This window comes from Campylobacter sp. MG1 (assembly GCF_026616895.1).
Taxonomy (GTDB): Bacteria; Campylobacterota; Campylobacteria; order Campylobacterales; family Campylobacteraceae; genus Campylobacter_E.
Genome location: NZ_JANYME010000008.1, coordinates 72768 through 92619, shown reverse-complemented (window position 1 = coordinate 92619; position 19852 = coordinate 72768). Strand labels below are relative to the sequence as shown.

At 29.0% G+C, this 19852-nt stretch carries 17 protein-coding genes; 15 read left to right on the top strand and 2 right to left on the bottom strand.

Going from position 1 to position 19852, the window contains the following annotated elements; translation table 11 throughout:
* Positions 1 to 391: hypothetical protein (locus tag NY022_RS07615; protein ID WP_267524965.1), on the bottom strand; the 391-nt coding region annotated here is incomplete at its 3' end.
* 394 nt (positions 392 to 785) lie between these two features.
* Here NY022_RS07615 and NY022_RS07610 point away from each other — a divergent pair.
* The 7 genes from NY022_RS07610 to NY022_RS07580 all read left to right on the top strand — a co-directional run bounded on the left by NY022_RS07610 (position 786) and on the right by NY022_RS07580 (position 6789).
* The gene (locus NY022_RS07610; protein ID WP_214120520.1) at positions 786 to 1085 is read left to right on the top strand and encodes a YkgJ family cysteine cluster protein; all 300 of its coding nucleotides are present in this window, start codon (positions 786 to 788) and stop codon (positions 1083 to 1085) included.
* Positions 1086 to 2249 (top strand): GTPase, encoded by a 1164-nt coding sequence (locus NY022_RS07605; RefSeq protein WP_267524963.1) that lies wholly within the window; start codon positions 1086 to 1088, stop codon positions 2247 to 2249.
* A 2-nt stretch (positions 2250 to 2251) separates the two neighbouring features.
* Positions 2252 to 3427 carry a GTPase gene (locus NY022_RS07600; RefSeq protein ID WP_267524961.1) on the top strand — a complete coding sequence of 392 codons (1176 nt, stop codon included), beginning with the start codon at positions 2252 to 2254 and terminating at the stop codon, positions 3425 to 3427.
* Between the two features lie 53 nt (positions 3428 to 3480).
* Positions 3481 to 3681 carry a hypothetical protein gene (locus tag NY022_RS07595; protein WP_214117683.1) on the top strand — a complete coding sequence of 67 codons (201 nt, stop codon included), beginning with the start codon at positions 3481 to 3483 and terminating at the stop codon, positions 3679 to 3681.
* 30 nt (positions 3682 to 3711) lie between these two features.
* The gene (locus NY022_RS07590; protein ID WP_267524958.1) at positions 3712 to 4539 is read left to right on the top strand and encodes a BspA family leucine-rich repeat surface protein; all 828 of its coding nucleotides are present in this window, start codon (positions 3712 to 3714) and stop codon (positions 4537 to 4539) included.
* 89 nt (positions 4540 to 4628) lie between these two features.
* Entirely contained in the window at positions 4629 to 6455 is a 1827-nt protein-coding gene (locus tag NY022_RS07585; protein WP_267524956.1) for a BspA family leucine-rich repeat surface protein, read from the top strand.
* 190 nt (positions 6456 to 6645) lie between these two features.
* On the top strand, positions 6646 to 6789 hold the full coding sequence (locus tag NY022_RS07580) for a hypothetical protein (RefSeq protein WP_214117680.1): 144 nt from the start codon (positions 6646 to 6648) through the stop codon (positions 6787 to 6789).
* A 76-nt stretch (positions 6790 to 6865) separates the two neighbouring features.
* Here NY022_RS07580 and NY022_RS07575 read toward each other — a convergent pair whose 3' ends face one another.
* A complete protein-coding gene (locus tag NY022_RS07575) occupies positions 6866 to 8224 on the bottom strand; it encodes a DUF1561 family protein (protein ID WP_267524970.1) in 1359 nt (452 codons plus the stop codon).
* A 57-nt stretch (positions 8225 to 8281) separates the two neighbouring features.
* Here NY022_RS07575 and NY022_RS07570 point away from each other — a divergent pair, with 57 nt between their 5' ends.
* From NY022_RS07570 to NY022_RS07535, 8 genes are all read left to right on the top strand, one after another.
* Positions 8282 to 8875: a restriction endonuclease gene (locus NY022_RS07570; RefSeq protein WP_267524954.1), complete on the top strand. Its 594-nt coding sequence runs from the start codon at positions 8282 to 8284 to the stop codon at positions 8873 to 8875.
* A gap of 424 nt (positions 8876 to 9299) precedes the next feature.
* Positions 9300 to 9527, top strand: coding sequence for a hypothetical protein (locus tag NY022_RS07565; RefSeq protein WP_267524952.1), 228 nt, complete (start codon positions 9300 to 9302; stop codon positions 9525 to 9527).
* Positions 9515 to 10363, top strand: coding sequence for an AbiJ-NTD4 domain-containing protein (locus tag NY022_RS07560; protein WP_324287472.1), 849 nt, complete (start codon positions 9515 to 9517; stop codon positions 10361 to 10363). Before NY022_RS07565 ends, NY022_RS07560 begins: the two co-directional genes overlap by 13 nt.
* Before the next feature lie 319 nt (positions 10364 to 10682).
* Positions 10683 to 12314: a type I restriction-modification system subunit M gene (locus NY022_RS07555; protein WP_267524950.1), complete on the top strand. Its 1632-nt coding sequence runs from the start codon at positions 10683 to 10685 to the stop codon at positions 12312 to 12314.
* Positions 12311 to 13441, top strand: coding sequence for a restriction endonuclease subunit S (locus NY022_RS07550; protein WP_267524948.1), 1131 nt, complete (start codon positions 12311 to 12313; stop codon positions 13439 to 13441). Before NY022_RS07555 ends, NY022_RS07550 begins: the two co-directional genes overlap by 4 nt.
* Positions 13434 to 15593: a hypothetical protein gene (locus NY022_RS07545; RefSeq protein WP_267524945.1), complete on the top strand. Its 2160-nt coding sequence runs from the start codon at positions 13434 to 13436 to the stop codon at positions 15591 to 15593. Before NY022_RS07550 ends, NY022_RS07545 begins: the two co-directional genes overlap by 8 nt.
* A gap of 295 nt (positions 15594 to 15888) precedes the next feature.
* Positions 15889 to 16545 carry a hypothetical protein gene (locus NY022_RS07540; RefSeq protein ID WP_267524943.1) on the top strand — a complete coding sequence of 219 codons (657 nt, stop codon included), beginning with the start codon at positions 15889 to 15891 and terminating at the stop codon, positions 16543 to 16545.
* A gap of 411 nt (positions 16546 to 16956) precedes the next feature.
* Entirely contained in the window at positions 16957 to 19830 is a 2874-nt protein-coding gene (locus NY022_RS07535; RefSeq protein ID WP_267524941.1) for a type I restriction endonuclease subunit R, read from the top strand.
* The last annotated feature ends 22 nt before the right edge of the window (positions 19831 to 19852 follow it).

Below are 19852 nucleotides of genomic sequence, written 5' to 3'. Positions count from 1 at the left end.
TTTCGTTTAATTCTTCTATAATTTCCTCTTTATGTGGCATTTTAGGTTTGTAAGTTGTTCCGCCAATAACCACATCAAATTGCCTTATGTAGCCTGATTGATAGATTAAATTTGCACCTATAGTCTTATTTATTTTACAAATATAAGCAAAATCAATTTCAGGATAACTTATAGTATCAAAAAGAAAATACCAAGCATATTTAAGGTTGTTAATAGCTACAATATCATCTACCTTTAAGCTACTTATATTTACACCGTTATAAATGGCTTCTACTTGTGGAAAAGTTACATTAATGCCCTCAAGTCTCGCACTTTTATAGATATTATCTACGATATTTCTTTTTGCTAAACATATGTTGTATTCTAAGCTCATATGAAATTTATTTTTCATAATTATTAATCCCTTTTTTAATTTATATAATTTTATTTTAATATATTCATCTTTTTATTTTTGTAACTTAGAAATTTATTATAGTCAATACAATAATATGTAATACAAATAGTTAAAGTAAGATAAAATATTTTTTTATTTGCAGTAATTAGTATAATATTTTGTTTTTAGTTTAAGCTTTTAAAATCAATATTTTTATTAATAATATTTTAAATATTTTTTATATGGACATAATTTTGACAACTCATATGCTATAATGTGAAAAATTACAAGAAAGGAGAATAAATGAAAGCTATATTTTCTCTTATGGGGGGGGGATTTTACAAAAACTAAAATCACTTAACTTCATTAATTTTATTCAAAACTTTTCATTTATATTCAAAGGAACTTAGCAATGTTAGATAATTTTCCATGCACTGCATGTGGCTTATGCTGCAAGAGTATTAACGGAGTAAAAGAACTAGAAGAATTTAATTTAAATGGTGTTTGTATGCACCTAGCAGATGATAATACATGCAGGATTTATGAAAATCGTCCTATGGTTTGTAGGGTTGATGAATATTACGAAAGGTTTCTTAAAAAGTATATGAGTAAGGCTAAATATTACAACGAGAATATAAAAGTCTGCAATGCTTTACAAGATAAATTTAAAGTAGATAAAAAATATAAAATTAATTTAATTAAGGAGTTTTAAATGAGTATAGAACAAATTATCGCAGAAGAAAAAGCAAAGTTTGAAAAGGCAAATTCATATGCAAATATTATGATTTTAGGTCATACAGGTGCAGGCAAAAGCTCACTAATAAATCATGTTTTTGGCTCTAAAGTAGCAAATGTTAGCAATCATAAACCACAAACTGGAGAGTTTAATGTATTTTTAGGAAAAGATTTTAACAAAACTATAAATATTATCGATTCAGAAGGCTATGAATTAGCAGGCGAAGCAGATAGTTTTGTAAATAAAGTTAAAGATTTTCAAAATAAGCTTGAAAGTGGCAAGATAAATAATTGCGAAGGAAATATTCATGTAATTTGGTATTGCATATCTGCAAGTAAAACAAGAGTGGAAGATATGGATTTAAATATCGTAAAATTATTAAAGAAAAACTATAAAAATATTTTTGTAGTAATGACACAATGTGATGAAGATGATGCTAATTTAAGTATTCAAAAAGAATATGAGAAAATCTTAAATACAAAAATATATGCAGTTAGTAAAGATTTAGCTGATGAAGATACAGATTTAAATTCTTTATTAAATGATAGTGCAAATAGTATTAGTGATGATGATATACAAAAAGCTTTTGTAGCATCTCAAGAAAGAAGCATTGCATTAAAAGAACAACATGCTAAAACAATTATATTACGCTACACCTCGTTTTGTGTTGCTGCAGGAGCAAATCCTATACCTTTAGTAAGTGATACTGTAGTAATCACACCTACTCAAGTAGCAATGCTAGTGCATATTGGGCGTATATATGGAGTTGATATATCAAAAACAGCTTTAAAAAGCTTAGCAGCAGAAACTTTAGCTAGTAATTTAGGAAAAGCTTTAGCAGGTAACTTGCTTAAATTTACTGGGGTTGGAGCTATTGTAGGAAGTGCGATTACTGCAAGTGTAGCAGGTGTTATTACTTATGGAATGGGCTTTGCGTATTCAGAATATTGTAAAAAGAAATATCAAGATATTTTAGCGGGTAAAGTTGTAGATGATGATATTGTTGAAAATATTTGCCAAGTAATCAAACACTATATAGATACTATTAGTTGGGCGGATGTCAAAAAAGAACTACACAAAAATAAAGAAAATAAAAAAGATACTAAAGAAGATAACCAAGAAAAAGAAGATAAGGAATAAATATGCAATATCAAGAAGCTAGAGTATTGGTTATTGGCAAGACTGGTAATGGTAAAAGTTCTTTTATAAATTATCTTTTAGATGAAGCTAAAGCGCCTACTGGTATTGGTAAGCCTATTACACAAGAATTTAAAGAATATGAAAAAATAGTTGATGATAGACTAAGGCTTATTGTCACTGATAGTAAAGGGCTTGAATCAAACAAAGATGATTTTGAAAGTATTATTAAAAATATCAAATCATATATACAAAGCAAAAATAGTAGCGATAATGTAGCTGAGTTTTTTCATGTTGTTTTTTATTGCCTGAAATATAATACAAAAAGAATTGAAGAGCAAGAAATAAAATTAATCAAACAACTAAAAGAGCTTTTAAAATTTAATATTCACTTTATTATTACAGGTTGTGATAGTATTAAAAGTGCTGAAGAATTTAACGAATATGAAGAGCATATTAAAAAAGAGCTTGGAAAAGATACAAGATTATATAAAGTATGTTCTATTGAAGTAGAAAAAAGAGGCGGACAAAAAACTCAAAAATACGGCAAAGAAGAAGTGATAAATGGCGTTATTGATTTGATTTTTGAAAACCTAGCTACAAGTTTTGCTTACGATTTTGCTCGTAAATATGTGGAATCTTATAATAAAACTTTAGATAATTATGAAGAACGATTAAATAAAACAATTGATAGTAATATTGGCTTTTTTTCAAGACTTTTTAGCTTTTTAGATACTACAAGAGCAGAAGTAAAAGCAGAATTTGAAAAAGTAAGATCGCAAATCATTAATGAGATAGAGAATTTACAAGATAATATGGTAAATGAGCACTCTATAAAGCTTGATGAGATTTTTACATTTTGCAATGTTTTAAGTGATACTTTTGGTGTTAAGCAAACGCTAAGTAAGTCTTTAAACACAAAGGCATTAAAAGATACTTTACATTTTAAAGAATATGGCTTATGGGATAGTTTTGCAAATATGTTTACAAATAATGATGCTAAAGAAAGCTTTAAAAAATATTTTAATAGTTTAAAAATACCGTTAAATGCAAATATAAATCAAAGCAATAATAATGCTTGGGTTTTACCAATATTATTCTTTGCTGATAAAGAAAAATTGGGTGTAGAAAAAAAGCTTGTTGAAGATATTAAAGCAGTTATTATGCAGTCTAAACAATAATTTAAATCAAAGAATTTGAAATATGACTTTCAAATTCTTAAAAAGGAGAGATTATGCCAATACCGCCAAAGCCTAGTAAATATACTTGCAAAAGTTGTGGATATAGCGTAGTTAGGATTTATAGTAGTGATTGTTTTGCAGAAAATGATTTAGCACCAATTAAGTGTCCTAAATGCAAAGCAAGTTTTAATTGGGAGCATTCAAAGGCAAATAAATTTGAAATATTACTAGCAAAACTAAAAGGAATAAATTAGAAATTTATTTTATTAATATAAAGGAAAAAAATGAAAAAATATAAACCAACAACAAAAAAAGAATTAAAAGAATTAGTAAGAGATGAGAGCGTATATCTAGGTGATATTGATACGAGTTGGATTACTGATATGAATGGATTATTTGAAAATAGTACTAGAAAAGACTTTAGCGGGATAAATGAGTGGGATACTAGTAATGTAACTGATATGGGTTTTATGTTTTATAGGTGTGTAAACTTCAATCAGCCTTTAAATTTTGATACGAGAAATGTAATTAATATGAGAGATATGTTTTATGGTTGTGTAAACTTCAATCAGCCTTTAAATTTTGATACGAGAAATGTAGCCGATATGAGTGAAATGTTTAGAGATTGCAAAAATTTTAATCAACCATTAAATTTTGATACAAGAAAAGTAGAAAATATGAAAAGAATGTTTGAAGGTTGTATAAACTTCAATCAGCCTTTAAATTTTGATACAAGAAATGTAACTGATATGAGTTTTATGTTTAATAAATGTAAAAAACTAAATCAACCTTTAAACCTTGATACTTCAAAAGTAATCAACATGGCTAATATGTTTTCTTATTGTGAAAATTTCAATCAACCTTTAAACCTTGATACTTTAAATGTAACCAATATGGGTGATATGTTTTATAGTTGTATAAAATTTAACCAATTATTGCAATTTTATACATGTGATGTAGTTAATATGAGCAATATGTTTTTTGATTGTAAAAGCTTTAATCAGATTTTAAATTTTACTACAAAAAATGTTCTTTATATAGATAATATGTTTGAAGGTTGTGAGAGTTTAGAACACTTGCCAGAGTTTTACAAGAATTTTGGTAAAAAATAAAAATAAGTCTAAGAATTTGAAATATGACTTTTAAATTATTTAGAGTTAAACGCATTTAATATAGATTTTACGAAACTAAAGGAGATTTTATGAAAAAATATAAACCAACAACAAAAAAAGAATTAAAAGAATTAGTAAGAGATGAGAGTGTTTATTTAGGTGATATTGATACGAGTTTGATTACTGATATGAGTGGATTATTTAAAAATAGCATTAGAAAGGACTTTAGTGGGATAAACGAATGGGATACTAGTAATGTAGTGAATATGTATAGAATGTTTGCTAATTGCATAAAATTTAATCACGCTTTAAACCTCAATACTTCAAGAGTAACTAATATGAATAATATGTTTGAAGGTTGTATAAACTTTAATCAATCTTTAAACCTCAATACTTCAAGAGTTACTAATATGAGTTACATGTTTTATGGTTGTAAAAAATTTAATCAAACTTTAAACTTTAATACTTCAAAAGTTGAAAGTATGAGTTTTATGTTTATGTATTGTAAAAAATTTAATCAGCCTTTAAATTTTGATACAAGAAATGTAATTGATATTAGAGGTATGTTTATTGGTTGTGAGAATTTCAATCAAGCTATAAACTTTGATACTTCAAGAGTAGCTCATATGAGTTTTATGTTTTTTGGTTGTATAAACTTCAATCAAGCTATAAACTTTGATACTTCAAGAGTAACTAATATGGATTATATGTTTTGTGGTTGCGAAAGTTTTAATCAAATTATAAATTTTGACATTTCAAAAATATATACAATAAATGCAATGTTTAGTGGTTGCAAACAATTTGATTTTAAAAATTGTATTAAGAATAAAGATTTAATATTAAAAGCTTGCTATGATTTAGATGGGATATTAGAATTAATACAAGATAGTAATTGGATAAAAAAAGTAGATGATAAGTATCAACCAATAAATGAATATGAATTAAAAGCCTTAGTTTATAAGGATGGGGTTAGTTTAGATAGTGTTGATATGAGTTTGATTACCGATATGAGTGGATTATTTGAAAATAGCACTAGAAAGGACTTTAGCGGGATAAACACTTGGGATACTAGCAATGTAACTGATATGAGCCATATGTTTGATAAATGCATTAACTTCAATCAGCCTTTGAATTTTGATACTAGCAATGTAACTAGTATGAGCAGTATGTTTGAAGGTTGTATAAATTTCAATCAGCCTTTAAGTTTTGATACTTCAAAAGTAGTATTTATGAATAATATGTTTGAAGGTTGCGAAAAATTAAATCAAGTGTTTGATTTTGATATAAGATATGTAAATGATACAGATAGTATATTTAAAGGTTGTTATGAAATGAATTCAAGTTCTTTTGAAGATTTTGACTTGGATGACTTGTATGAATATTTTTATGACTGTGAACCTGCTATGAAGCTTCTTTTGGAAAATGACTATTTTGAAAAGATTAATGGCAAATATAGACCTGAAGATAAGAAAGAATTACACAAATTAGTTTATTCTAATGTAATTAATCTTAGTGATGTTGATACGAGTTTGATTACTGATATGAGCATGCTTTTTAATAATAGTTTAAGAAAAGACTTTAGTGGTATTAATACTTGGGATACAAGCAATGTAACTAATATGTCCCAGATGTTTTCTGCTTGTAAGTATTTTAATCAATCTTTAAACTTTAACACTTCAAAAGTAACAAATATGAAGAATATGTTTTATGGTTGTGAAAATCTCAATCAGTCTTTAGAGCTTGATACTTCAAAAGTAATTAATATGGAAGGTATGCTTTATGGTTGTAAAAGTTTTAATCAAACTTTAAATTTTGATACTTCAAAAGTTGAAAATATGAGTGGTATGTTTGAATATTGTGAGAGTTTAGAACACTTGCCGGAGTTTTATAAGAAATTTTGCGAAGAAAACGAATAAGTCTAAGAATTTCAAATGGGAGTTTCAAATGAAATTCCTTTTTTAAATTCCAAAAAATTCGCTGTATTTTAAAGAATAATTGTAAAGCTATAAATCAAAATTTATATTTTAAATTTATTAAAATCTTTTTATATAGACATAATCAGGACTTTACTTTTGCTAAGATATACGAAATTAAAAAGGAGTTTATATGTGGATTTTAGGACTTTTGTTTATCTTAGCTTTACTTTTATTTTTTGGCTTAGGTGTTTTTAGACTTTTACTTGTAGTTTTTATATTCTTAATTTTTTTAGCAATTATTGCAAAGGTTGTAGAGTTATTATTTAAGGATTAAATTCTTAGCAATTAATTTATAATAAAAGAGCTAAAATATTTTGATTTAAATCGCCAAAAATTAGCGATTTAAATTCTTAAAAATTATGCTCAATCTCCATCAAATCACATCTATCATTATCACAAGTATCAGCGTGATTAGGATTTAGTATATGTCCATTTCCTCGTCTAAAATCACCACCACCAGTACAATCAAATTGATTTAAATATTCTTCAAATATATTATCTCTATTACCAGCTAAACCAATTAAGCTAATGGCTTGTATGTTGTATCTATTATTAGCAGATAGGTTTCTTAACAAAGTATGCTCGTCTTGTGTAGGCGCTATAAAGCTTGTAAAATCTTCTTCGCTTATATTTTGAGCATTTGTTGGGATTACTACTGCTCCGTTGTTTGTAATGATGATAGGAACTGCGTGTGCTCTGCCGTTATCTAAACTCATTAATGCAATATATAAAGAACCAGCAGGAGAATGTAAAATACCCCTTAATTGAGATCTTAAATTATCTTGAGTTGTGATAGCGCTAAGGCTCCATTCTTGTCTTGGCAAAATACTGCTAGTTAAAGCCCAAATCGCCCTAATACCCCTTGAATATAGTCCTTCACCTAAAGCCAATTGTTGTCCCCATAACTCAAGTGCTTCACCCATTAAATTATACATCGCAGGGTTTCTTCTAGCAAATGTAGTAAATGGAGATACATTGTCCATATAATCAAATAAATATCCAGTAGAACTATAATTTAATATAGGACTATGTGGATATACTTGAGTTAGTAAAGAAACTATTTCATAAGTATGTAGCATACAAATTCCACAAATCCCACTAGCATCAGTACTGCTATCAGTAGTCCTTGCAATGCTTAATAATCGTGCTTTCCAATTTGCTTGTAAAGGGTCAAAATTAGCTAAGCTATTTGATATAACTTCTCGTTTTGTTCTTCTTTCTGCACCACAATGGCTAGAGAAAAGCCCTAAATTTCTTGCGTTAAAATTCCGTAATTCATAGACGCTAAAGTCAAATGATAATTTACCATCTAATAAAACGCTAGGAGATAAATGGGTTTTATAATAATTTATATCACTTATAAATAATTTTCCTAATTCACTGCCCCTTGAAACATCTAAAATATTTTTATTAATATCTAATATATAAGAATTTTCAAATAAATTTAAATTCCAATAAAATCTATTTTCAAATCCGTAAAAATTACATTTAGAAAACTTTAAAAAACTAGCGTCTTGATTGCTAAGATTAGTTTCAAGGCACTCAAAAGTCCCACTGCTAGGGTTAAAAAGAGCTATTTTACCACTTGTAATATCGTAATAAAAATTAAATGGTGTTTTTGAAGCCCCATTTTTTGTAATATAAAATAGTTCTAATTTATTATTTGATTTTGAACGAAAATATATAGAAGTTTTAAGAGCGTAATTAATAAATGATTATATTAATTTATAATATTTTTTAATAGTTGTGAAAATTAAGGAGTAAAAATGAGTGATAATAATGCTAAAAAAAGATATTTTGCTATCAAAAATAGCATAGAAGTTAAAAAACAAGAAGAATTAAATTCTAACTATGAAGATATTTTAAAAACTTATGAAAAAGAGCTTGATGAAGCGATTTTGAAAGTTGTTAATAAGTATAAATTTAGTGAAATTTTAAGTAAAAAAATGCCAAATTATCACAAAATAACAAAATCTATAATCTACAAAGCAGAAAGCGAAAATGAAAAAAAGGGTAGATTATATGAATTAAAAATTAAAAAGTATTACGAAGAGCAAGGCTACAAGGTCTTTCCACACGGCTTTATAAATGGTAAAAACGATGGCGGGATAGATTTGGTTTGTTATAAAGAAAATGAGTGTGTATTAATTCAGTGCAAAAATCACAAAAGCCAAATAGGTCAAGATTTGCTAAGGAAATTTTTAGGTGATTGTGTTGTTTTTGTTAATGAGAATGAAAAAATGCTTAAAAATAAAACTATTAAAAAAGTTTTTATAAGTTCAAGTGAGCCAAGAGCAAGTGCTGAATATTATTTAAATAACTATAAGGATTTAATAGAGTATTTAAATATTGAAGAATAAGCCAAAGGATATAAAATGAAAGAGATTTTAAAATAAAGTTTATAGTTCATTATGTAGCAATGGTTTTAAGTGTTTTATATCTTTTTGTATTATCTAATAAGCTTTTAATCTTATTTTAGGTGAGGTGTATTTGAGTATGTTTTTTAGATATCAATTTGATTTCTTTGGCGTTGTTTTTGCATTTTAAGTATAAGTCTAACAATTATTTAAAATTATATTTAGATAGTAGTGGGCAAACAAACGAAATTTAAGCTCAGATTTTATAGAAACGCAAGCAATATAAATTATTTTTTATAAAACCATCGCAGTTTAAAATTTATAAAATTATATTTATATTACATTTTAATTTTAATATTATTTAACATTAGGTTTTATCAAATAAAAAATAAGATAATATGTAAAACATTTCAAAATAAGAATAAAAATGAAAAAAATTACAAAAATTACAAAAAGAGAAATTTTTAAACTTTTTAAAGATGGTTATTGTGATTATTGGATATATCATTATGATTTTGAAGAAGATGAATTTGATTTTTTATTACAAAATTTTGATTTAGAAAATATGCCAAGTAAGGTTAATTACTCAAACCTTAAAGAAGAATTTATTAAAAATTATATTACAAACAATAATTATGAAAGATTCTTTATTTAAAAGATAACACTTTAGGCTTATGCAACGATAGTGAATATCTTGATTTTCTGTGTAAGTTTTTTCATCCTGGGATAAGAAAAGAAGAAAGTGATTGGAAAATAATTTTAGAAAAAATTAATGATTTGCTTAAAAAAGATGGATATGAATTTTATATAAGCGAAGTAATGCCCGGTAGAAATGTTTACGATTGGAAAATATATATAGAAAATGATCAAATTTTCAAACCTTATTCGTTTAGATATAAAAAAATTGAAGAAACATTAGGTAAAAAATTTAGAGAACAAGTTTTTCAAATATTGAATAGTTATAATAGCAATTTTTACAAACAAGATGAGTTTGGTTATAACTCTTATTACGATTATATTTCGTTGTTAGAAGAAGAAATGTTATTATTTCATAAATTAGAATATTACTCTAACGGTATTATAAAAATAGCAAAAAATTTAGAAGATTTTATTTTAAATTGCGAAAAGCTTAAGTTGTTTGATGTTATTGAAATTTTTCATAATCTGAAAAAGAGCGACAGCTTTACAGAACACATTAATATGCAGTTTAAGAGATTTGATATACCTTATAAATTTGAAAATAATTTAATAGTGGCAAATATTGAACCGCCTTTAAAACTAAGTGAAATTGAAATAAAAGAAAATGGCTTAAAGGTTTTAGTTGATAAATCAAATAAGTTATATGAAAAAGGTGAAATTTGGTTGGCAACTCAGCAAATTTGGGCTGTTTTTGAAAGATTAAAAACATATTATGCAGATTATGATGATAAACGCTCGGAAAAAAGTAAAAGTGCAAATAAGTTGATAAATCAAATAAGCTTTAACGAATAAGAATTTATAACAATATTTACAGATGAATTTGAAATATTGTCAAAAATAGGAAATAATTTTCAAATAAGACATCATGAAAAAATGGTAACTCCGATTAAAAACAAATTACATTGCGAGTATTTTTATAAAAGGTGCTTTTCATTGGTATCAATAGCTTTGAAATATTTAGATAATAGTCATGGTATTTAATAATATAATCAAAGCCATTTGGATAGATTTACAGCTTGATACGATATACTTTATCTTTTTATAATTATGATTTTGTGTATTTACTCAATGCAAAAGACATTTAGAAAAAATACGATTTAAAGGACACAAGATGAAACAAACAAACGAAATTACGGATTTAAATTCTACAAAAATACACGAAATAAATTCCGAGCAAAAAGCCGAACAAGTAAGCACAGAGCCGACCATAGCGACCGACCCGCAAAGCACCGAAGCCAACTCAAGCACCACCGAACAAAACCAAACCACCCCAACCCCCAAAACCACTACCGCCCAGATAAACGCCAAACTCTGGGACGCGTGCAACACCTTCCGTGGGCTAATGGACGGCAGTGATTACAAAGACTACATTCTCACCATGCTATTTATCAAATACCTAAGCGACACCTACACCGAAAAAATCACCGAGCTAAAAGCCAAAAGCTGTGGCATCGACTCAGTCTATAAAGCCCTGCTAAATCAACTAGATTTTAAACTTGAAGAACACTCAACATTCGCCTACCTACAAGAGCACAAAAACGCCACCAACCTAGGCGAGCTAATCAACACCGCCCTAAGTAGCCTAGAAACGCTAAACAAAGAAAAGCTAGAAGGCATATTCACCCACATAGATTTCAATAACCCTTCCAAGCTAGGCGACACTCAGCAAAGAAACACCACCCTAAAACAGCTCATAAACGACTTTTCAAGCCTTGATTTACGCCCAAGCTGTTTAGAAAACAAAGACATCATAGGCGACGCATACGAGTATCTAATCGCAAAATTCGCAAGCGATTCAGGCAAAAAGGGCGGCGAGTTTTACACCCCTAGCATGGTGAGCGTCCTACTTGCCGAGCTAGTCGGTATCAAAGACGGCGAAGAGATATACGACCCTACTTGTGGCTCAGGCTCACTTTTACTAAAAGCAAGTCAAAAAGGCACAAACAACTTTATCTACGGACAAGAAAAAAACGCCCAAACCTACGCCCTATGCGTTATGAATATGTTCTTACACAATATCCCAAATCCTAAGATAAAGTGGGGCGACACACTCACAAATCCACTTCACCTAGATGCTAACGGCGATTTAAGACGCTTTAGCAAAATAGTCGCAAACCCACCTTTTAGCCTTGATAAATGGGGCTATGAAGAGCTAAAAGAGGATAGATTTTCAAGGTTTAACTACGGTATGCCACCTAAAAGCAAGGGCGATTATGCCTTTTTACTCCACATGATAAAGTCTTTAAAAAACGGCGGAACCTTAGGCGTAGTAATGCCCCACGGAGTGCTATTTCGTGGCTCAAGCGAGGGCAAAATAAGAGCAAGTCTTATAAAACAAGGCTACCTAAAAGCCATCATCGGACTTCCAAGCAACCTTTTTTATGGCACGAGCATACCGGCATGTATCATGATTTTTAGCAAGGAGCAAAACGAAAAAGTGATTTTCATAGACGCAAGCTCTTGCTATGAAAAAGGCAAAAACCAAAACACCCTAAAAGACATTGACAAAATCCTAAAAGCCTACCACGGAAATACCGACATAAACGGCTTTTGCAAGGTCGTAAGCCTTGATGAGATAGAGCAAAACGACTTCAACCTAAACATACCAAGATATGTAGTAGTAGAAGATGAAACCTTGCAAATTGACTACATCGAACTAAAAGAGCAAATAAGCAGCCTAAACGCCAAACTAGAACTCTCAAACGCCAAATTACAAGGATACCTAAAGGAGCTAGGATTATGAGTATTCGTTGGGAAGAAGTAAGGCTGGGGGATATTTGTTCTATTCAAATGTGTAAAAGAATATTTAAAGATGAAACTACACAAGAAGGAGAAATCCCATTTTATAAAATAGGAACAATCGGAGATAAAGCAGACGCTTACATTAGCAAAGAATTATTTTTGGAATACAAAAATAAATTTAATTATCCTAAAAAGGGCGAAGTTCTTATAACTTGCTCGGGAACAGTTGGTAAGTGCATTGTGTTTGACGGGCATGATTCGTATTATCAAGATTCAAATATTGTTTGGCTTAGATTAAAAGACAATATAATGGATAATTCATTTTTATATTATTTTCTAAGCAATCATAAGTGGGATAATCTAGGGCAAACAACTATCAAAAGGATTTATAGTGATGATTTAAAAAATATAACAATAAAACTCCCACCACTAAAAGAGCAAGAGAAAATCGCCGAGATTTTAAGTAGTTGCGATGAGCATATAAAAAATCTAAAGAATTTAAAATCGGAATTAGAAAAAGAAAAACTCCACCTAATGAACGAGCTACTAAGTGGCAAAACCCGTTTTGCCAACTTCACCACCCCTTGGCAAGAAGTAGCTATTAAAGATATTTTTCAAGAATATACAAAATTAAATTCTGATAATTACGACCAATATACGATAGGTAAAAATGGAATAAAACCATTTGAAGATAAACGCCATAGTATAACCAATCATAAAACATTTAAAAAAAATGATTTAATTATAGGTATAGGAATTGATGAGGTTAATATAAATATAAATATTGAGAATGGGTGTTGTAGCCCAATTTATCATATTTACAATTTAAATGAAGAAAAGCTCAATCCTATTTTTGGTTATTTCGCAATTAAAACACTTATTCAGCCAATTAAAGGAAAAATAATAAAAACTTCAACTAGAAGACAATTTGAATTTACTCATAGTGAATTTTTAAAATATTTTTTAATACTTCCAAGCCTAGAAGAGCAGAAGAAGATAGGGGAAGTCTTAAGTGCGTGTGATGAGCATTTGGAGTGCCTAAACGAGCTAATAACAGCCCAAACCACCCTCAAATCCCACCTCCTCACCGAACTCCTAACCGGAAACATAAGGGTGCAAAATGACTGAAGAAATGCAACAAATTAAAAATGAAATAAGGCAAGATTTTGTTGAAATTTTTAAAATTGATAAGCATAGTAACATTGATATAGATATTACTATTTACCCAAATAGGGATTGTGATATTTGCTTGACTAATTTGACAAGTAAAATAAGTAGAATTCAAATATGGACTCCAAAAAATATTAGGCATTTTGACAAAATTAAATCAGTTATGTTTGATGGAATTTATTTTGATTTATCGCTTGATAGTGTTTATATTTTTTCAAAATTATTTAATATTTTAGATAACGATAAACAAAACAATATTGATTATACTTTTATAGATTGTAAGTTTAGATATTGCTATTTTGATTTTAATCATATCGCGTTCAATTCTTTTATAATGTTTCATGGGTGTGAGTTTTTAGAAGAAGTTATATTCTCTAATTCCACTATATATGTTTTGGGTTTTCATGAATGTATTATTAGAAAAAGTATTACATTTAAGCAAATTAAATTTTTAAATATTCTTACATTTAATAATGTGAAAGATATAGATATTTATTTTAATGGTGTTGTATTTGAAAAAAAAGTAAATTTTTTTAATTTTGGCATAAAAGATTTTAATGAAGTTCGATTTAATTTTGTGGAATTTAACTATTTTGAATTTTATAGTCAGCGTAACAAAATAGGTGATTTGCCTTTGATATGCAAATGTAAGTTTTATATGAAAAATATTGTTTTTAAAGAAAATGTATTATTTTCAGACATAAAATTTGAAGGCGGGTTATTTTTATATTATTTAGAATTTAAAAAAAATGTTAATATCACAAATTCTTTTAAAGATAATAACTTTAATGGGATTTTAAAGCTTGAAGGTTTTACTTTGCACCAACCATATAATTTTAACTTTATTAATAATTTATCTAATACTCAAATATTTGTCTATGATACTAAATTTAAAAGCCACCTAGTTTTTCCAAATTTGCAAAAAATGTCAAAAAATGTTTCTTTTATAAATACCATTTTTGAAGAAGATGTAAAATTTGAAAATTCTACTTTTAATGATATATTTATTTTAAAAAATTGTGTTTTTAATAAAGATTTATCTTTTAAACAAACGAAATTTATTAAAAGTTTTGATTTTATAGAAAATAAAGTTAAGGATAATATAGATTTTAGTTGTGTTAGCTTTGAAATATCGCCAAATTTTCAATCAAGCATATTTGAAAAGCTAGTGATTTTATACAAAACCAAGTTTAAAGAAATACCAAATTTATATTCAGCAAGTTTTAGTTCTAGTGCTGTTTTGGATATGCCTTTGGTGGATATAAAGAATTATCCATTTAATCATTTAAAAGATGAGATAAAAAATAAAAATGATTTGATAGATATAAAAGGTGTTAGAGAATGCCTAAATATTTTTAAAAACGCTCTTTTAAAGACAAACAATATCTTAGAAGCTAGTAAATATAAAGTTTTGGAGTTTTACGCAAAAGAGCTTGAGCTTGATTATAAGCTAGAAGATAAAGAAGAAAAAATCATTATTAAAGAACAATTTGACAGGTGGTTTTTAAAGCTAAACAGAACCACAAGCGACCATCACACTGATTTTTTAAAGATACTTTTATTTACATTAAGTGTCATCGGTGGGTATTTTATTGCTAATTTATATAATGAATTATTTGTTTATGATGACAAGTTTTTTTACATACTTCCTAGTTTTGTGTTTTTAGCTTTTTTGAGTGGAATTTTTATAGTTTCAAAAAAAGCTAAGAAAATAGCTTGTAGTTGGTATTTGATGAGCGTTGTTGGTCTGTGTGGCATATTTTATAGCCCTAACATAATAACCCCATTTTTAGGGGCATTCTCAGAATATGCGAGAAATCATTATCTGTATAAAGCCATAGATGAGTTAGACAGCCAAAAGGCACTAGATTTATCAAAACAGATTTTAGCCAAAGAGCCAACAAGTGAGCTAAACGCCAAAAAGATTTTAAAAGACTACAAAGATGAGCTAAAATCATCAGATTTGCTAGACAAAGCCCCCGAGCTAAAACGAGCCGTAGCGATAGATGGTGGGGTTTCAAGGCTTAATATAGCTTATTATTTAGTTCTTGCGTTTTGTATATTTGCCTTGCAAAAAACAATGCGTAAAAACTCAATAATCCCAAGCTAAAACCAAATTTTGTTTGTTTGCTTAAATTTGCCAAACAAACGAAATTCCAAATTCAAATTCCAAATACGAAAATAAATTCTAAAGCTAAACAAGTGACATTTGGGGCTTTGTGGAATTTATTTCGTGTATTTTTGCCATAAAATTAAAGCTTCAAACATACGAAATTCCTATTTTAAATTCCAAAATATATATTTAAAATATAAAAAGAGATATCAACTTATGTTTTGAGTTTATTTATTGTTAATAGAAAAATATAATAAATATTCTATTAAAGTAAAAGAATTAAAGGGTTCTAATGTGTAAAGTTGATTTTTATGGAGCTTATGTAGATTATAATGATGTTGTGGTTCTAAATCAAAAAATTTTCTTTTCGGAATATATGTTTTCTATGCGTCAATTTTATTTAGATATGTCAACATTGGTTCCAGAAAAATCAGAAAGATGTATCAAAATTGCTAAAGGAATAGATGATTTTTTAAATCTTGGTAATTTTATGTATTCTGAAATTTACAATTTAAGAAGAGATTATAAAGATAATTTTGAAAATATAAAACACCGTAATTATGAATTTTTTGGTGATTGTGAACAATATAATGAAGTTTTAAAGACATTAGAAGTTTTAGAACAATTATTCTTTAAAACTGATGTTTTACCAAAAAAAGGATTTTTTACCGATAATACAATCACTTTATATCAATTACTTAGCATTTATAATGAATATGCAAAGAGAAAATCTATTGATAATATATTTAATCAATCTATAACTAAATTAAATAGTGATAATTTACTTTATATTCAAGTGCAACTATATAAAGAAATGAAATCATTTTCTTTTAGTTATTTGCGAGATGAATTTTTTAATGAAGATAATGAAATAATGGAATTTATTTACTTAAGTTTAATTAATGATGGCGATTTTTTAAATTGGTTATTTAAAGTTGATATAGTATAGTTTTTTTAAAATCATCACTCAAAATTACTAAAATTATAAATACTTTAAAGCCGTGATTTTCTTTATGGAATTTAAAACTTAGCAAAACAAAAGAAATTTACTTCAAAAAAAGGAATTTAAAATTGGAATTTTGTTTGTGGCTTTGAAAGGCTATTTAAGGGCATTTATAAATAAACGAAATTCCGAATTCAAATTCCAAATACGCAAATAAATTCCAAGCTTTAAATCATAAAATACGATATAAAATTCCACCAAAATACAAAAATAAATTCTAAAAAATACACAAATTAAATTCCGAATTTAAATTCCGAAAAATACACGAAATAAATTCCTGCTACGCAAGGGCTTTTGCATTTAGCCTAAATTAATGCAAGTTGTTTAAAATGTATTTAAAATTTCAAAGGCATAGCGATGGATTTTAGTATAGAAAGCAATGTAAAAGCGTATTTTATAGACACTTTAAAGGATTTGGGCTGGCAGTATCTAAGTGAAAAAGAATGCAACGAGCTTAGGCAAAACGACTTTAACGAGCCTTTGCTTTTAGCTAAGCTTAAGGAGTTTTTAAGGACAAATTATCAGCTAAATGATGATGAACTCATCATAATGATAAACAAGCTAAAAGTTCCAGTTACTAGCCTAATCACAGCTAACGAAACCATCACAAAGCTTATTTTACTTGGCGAAGGCTTAGAGCAAAAAGGCAAACCTTCAAGGCACATAAACTACATAGATTACGAAAATCCGTCTAAAAACTCATTCATAATTACAGAAGAATTTAGCCTTACAAACGCCAAAAACGAGCAAAAGAAAAGCACCAGGATTGATTTGGTGTTGTTTGTAAATGGTATCCCGCTTGTTAGTATTGAGCTTAAAAACTCGTGCGTTGGGGTAAATGAAGCGATAAACCAACTCCTAAACCACCAGCACCCAGATAGGATTGAAAACTTTTATAAGTTCATTCAGCTTTGCGTTGCAAGTTGTGGCACTATCACTAAATACGGCACAACGCTAACGCCTAGCAAATTTTACAATGTCTTTAAGGATAAAAGCAGCGATGATAGCGTAAAAGTGCTTTGTAACAATATCTTAAAGCCTAGAAATTTGCTTGAGTTTATAAGTGATTTTATATTTTTTAGCAAGTCTAAAGACAAAACTAACAAAATCGCAAGCCGTTATCAGCAATACTTTGGCATAAAAGAAGTGATAAAAGCTATCAAAGATAAGCACGGCGGTCTAGTATGGCACACTCAAGGCAGCGGCAAAAGCTACACAATGCTAATGCTAGTAAATATCCTAGCTAGACTCAATAGCACCGCCCAAAAAATCATCATCACAGATAGGATAGAACTAGATGAGCAAATCTTTGCGACCATAAACGGTACGGCAAACCTTGACACCTTGCACCACGCCAAAAACACAAGCCATTTAAACGAGCTTTTAAACGATGATGGAGTGGGGCTTATCACGACTACGATTTTTAAATTTAGCGATTTAAAAGACATAAAAAATAGAACAAGATTTATCCTAATAGATGAAGCACACAGAAGCCAAAATGGAGAACTTCATATGCAAATGCTTGATAACTTAGGCGAAAATGCCTACATCATAGCATTTACAGGAACGCCGCTTTTATCTAAAGAAAAATCAAGCATAGCAAAATACGGCGGACTTTTGCATACTTACAATATCGGCGAAGCAGTAGAAGATGGAGCTACCTTGCCACTTTTGTATGAAAACAAAATGATAGAGCTTGGTCTTAGCAATAAAGACGAGCTAGAAAAAAGATTTGATGAGCTAACACTTGGGCTTAGTAACGAGCAAAAAGAGCAAATCAAGCAAAAATGCTCAAAGATTAAAAAGCTTCATACTTCAATTTCTAGGCTTGAATACATCGCACTTGATATAAACGAAGACTTCAAACAAAGCCTTAAAAATACGCCATTTAACGCTATGTTAGCTACTAATTCTAAGTTTGAGGCGATGAAATATTATAAAGTCTTTAAAGAGCTTGGGGATTTAGAAGTTAGGGTCGTGATATCTACAAACGCAAGAGAAGAAAACGAAGGCGAGCAAGAAAAGTGGGTAAGCGATGAGTATGCAAAGCTAAATCACGTAGAGTATGAAGAGCAGTGCAAGAGTGATTTTAAGGATAGGAAAGTGGATTTGCTAATCGTTGTGGATAAGCTACTTACGGGCTTTGACGCTCCGTGTGCTAAAAAACTTTATATAGATAAAAACCTAAAAGAACACAACTTACTTCAAGCCATAGCAAGGGTAAATAGGCTAAAAGAAGGCAAAGATGAGGGAATAATCGTGGATTATAGAGGGCTTCTTAGTGAGCTTGATACCACGCTTAGTAGATACGATGCGCTTAGTGGGTATGATGAGAGTGATTTGGTGGGAGTGGTTTTTAAAATAGATGGCTCTTTGAATGATATGTGGGAGAGCCTAGCCGTGCTTGATGAGATGTTTGCAGGGCTTGATGATGAAGTAAAAAAGCTAAAAGTTTTAAAGGATTTATCATTTAGGGATAGGTTTTGCAAGGTTTTAGCAAGGTTTAGCAACCTTGTGGGCGTGGTGCTAAATACTCGTAAGTTAAGGGCTAGTTTAAGCGAAGATGAAAGGGAGAAAATCAAGGAAAGCCTTAAAAAATACTTAAGCCTAAGGCGAACGGCTATGGTCTTTTATGCTGAGGATTTTAGCCTAAAAGAATACGAGCAAAGTATGCAAAAGCTACTAGATGAGCATTTAAAAGTAGAGCAAATTTATACGCTAAATGAATCGCTTGATATATTAAGCGATGATTTTTCAAGGGTAGCGAGTGATTTTAGCGATGAGGTGAAGGCTCATGGAAAGCTAAACGCACTAGAAAAAGAAGTGAAAAAATACGAAGTGATAAATCCTGAAATTTTTGTAAGATTTAGTGCAAGGATAGAGGAGATTTTGGAAGATTATAGAGCAAAAAGGCTTAGTGAGAGCGAGTTTTACAAGCTTAGCTGTGATTTGGCTAGGGATTTTAAAAAGGATTTGGCTGATGACCCACTTGAGCGTAATCTTGCTAGGGATTTTGATAAGGCTGATGTGGGGCAAATCATTGCCTTGCTTGATAGTGAGTTTGGCAAGTTTTCTAATGTGCCTGAATTTGATGAAAGTATCAAAAACAAAATCGCAACCGAACTCATAGTAAAAATGCTGCCATTTTTAACAAAAATCAACAAATTAAACGACATAGAAAACTACATAAACTCCCTAATCAAAATCTACTTAGGAAAACGTGGTGGGTAGTTGTTTGATTTATTTTAGAGTG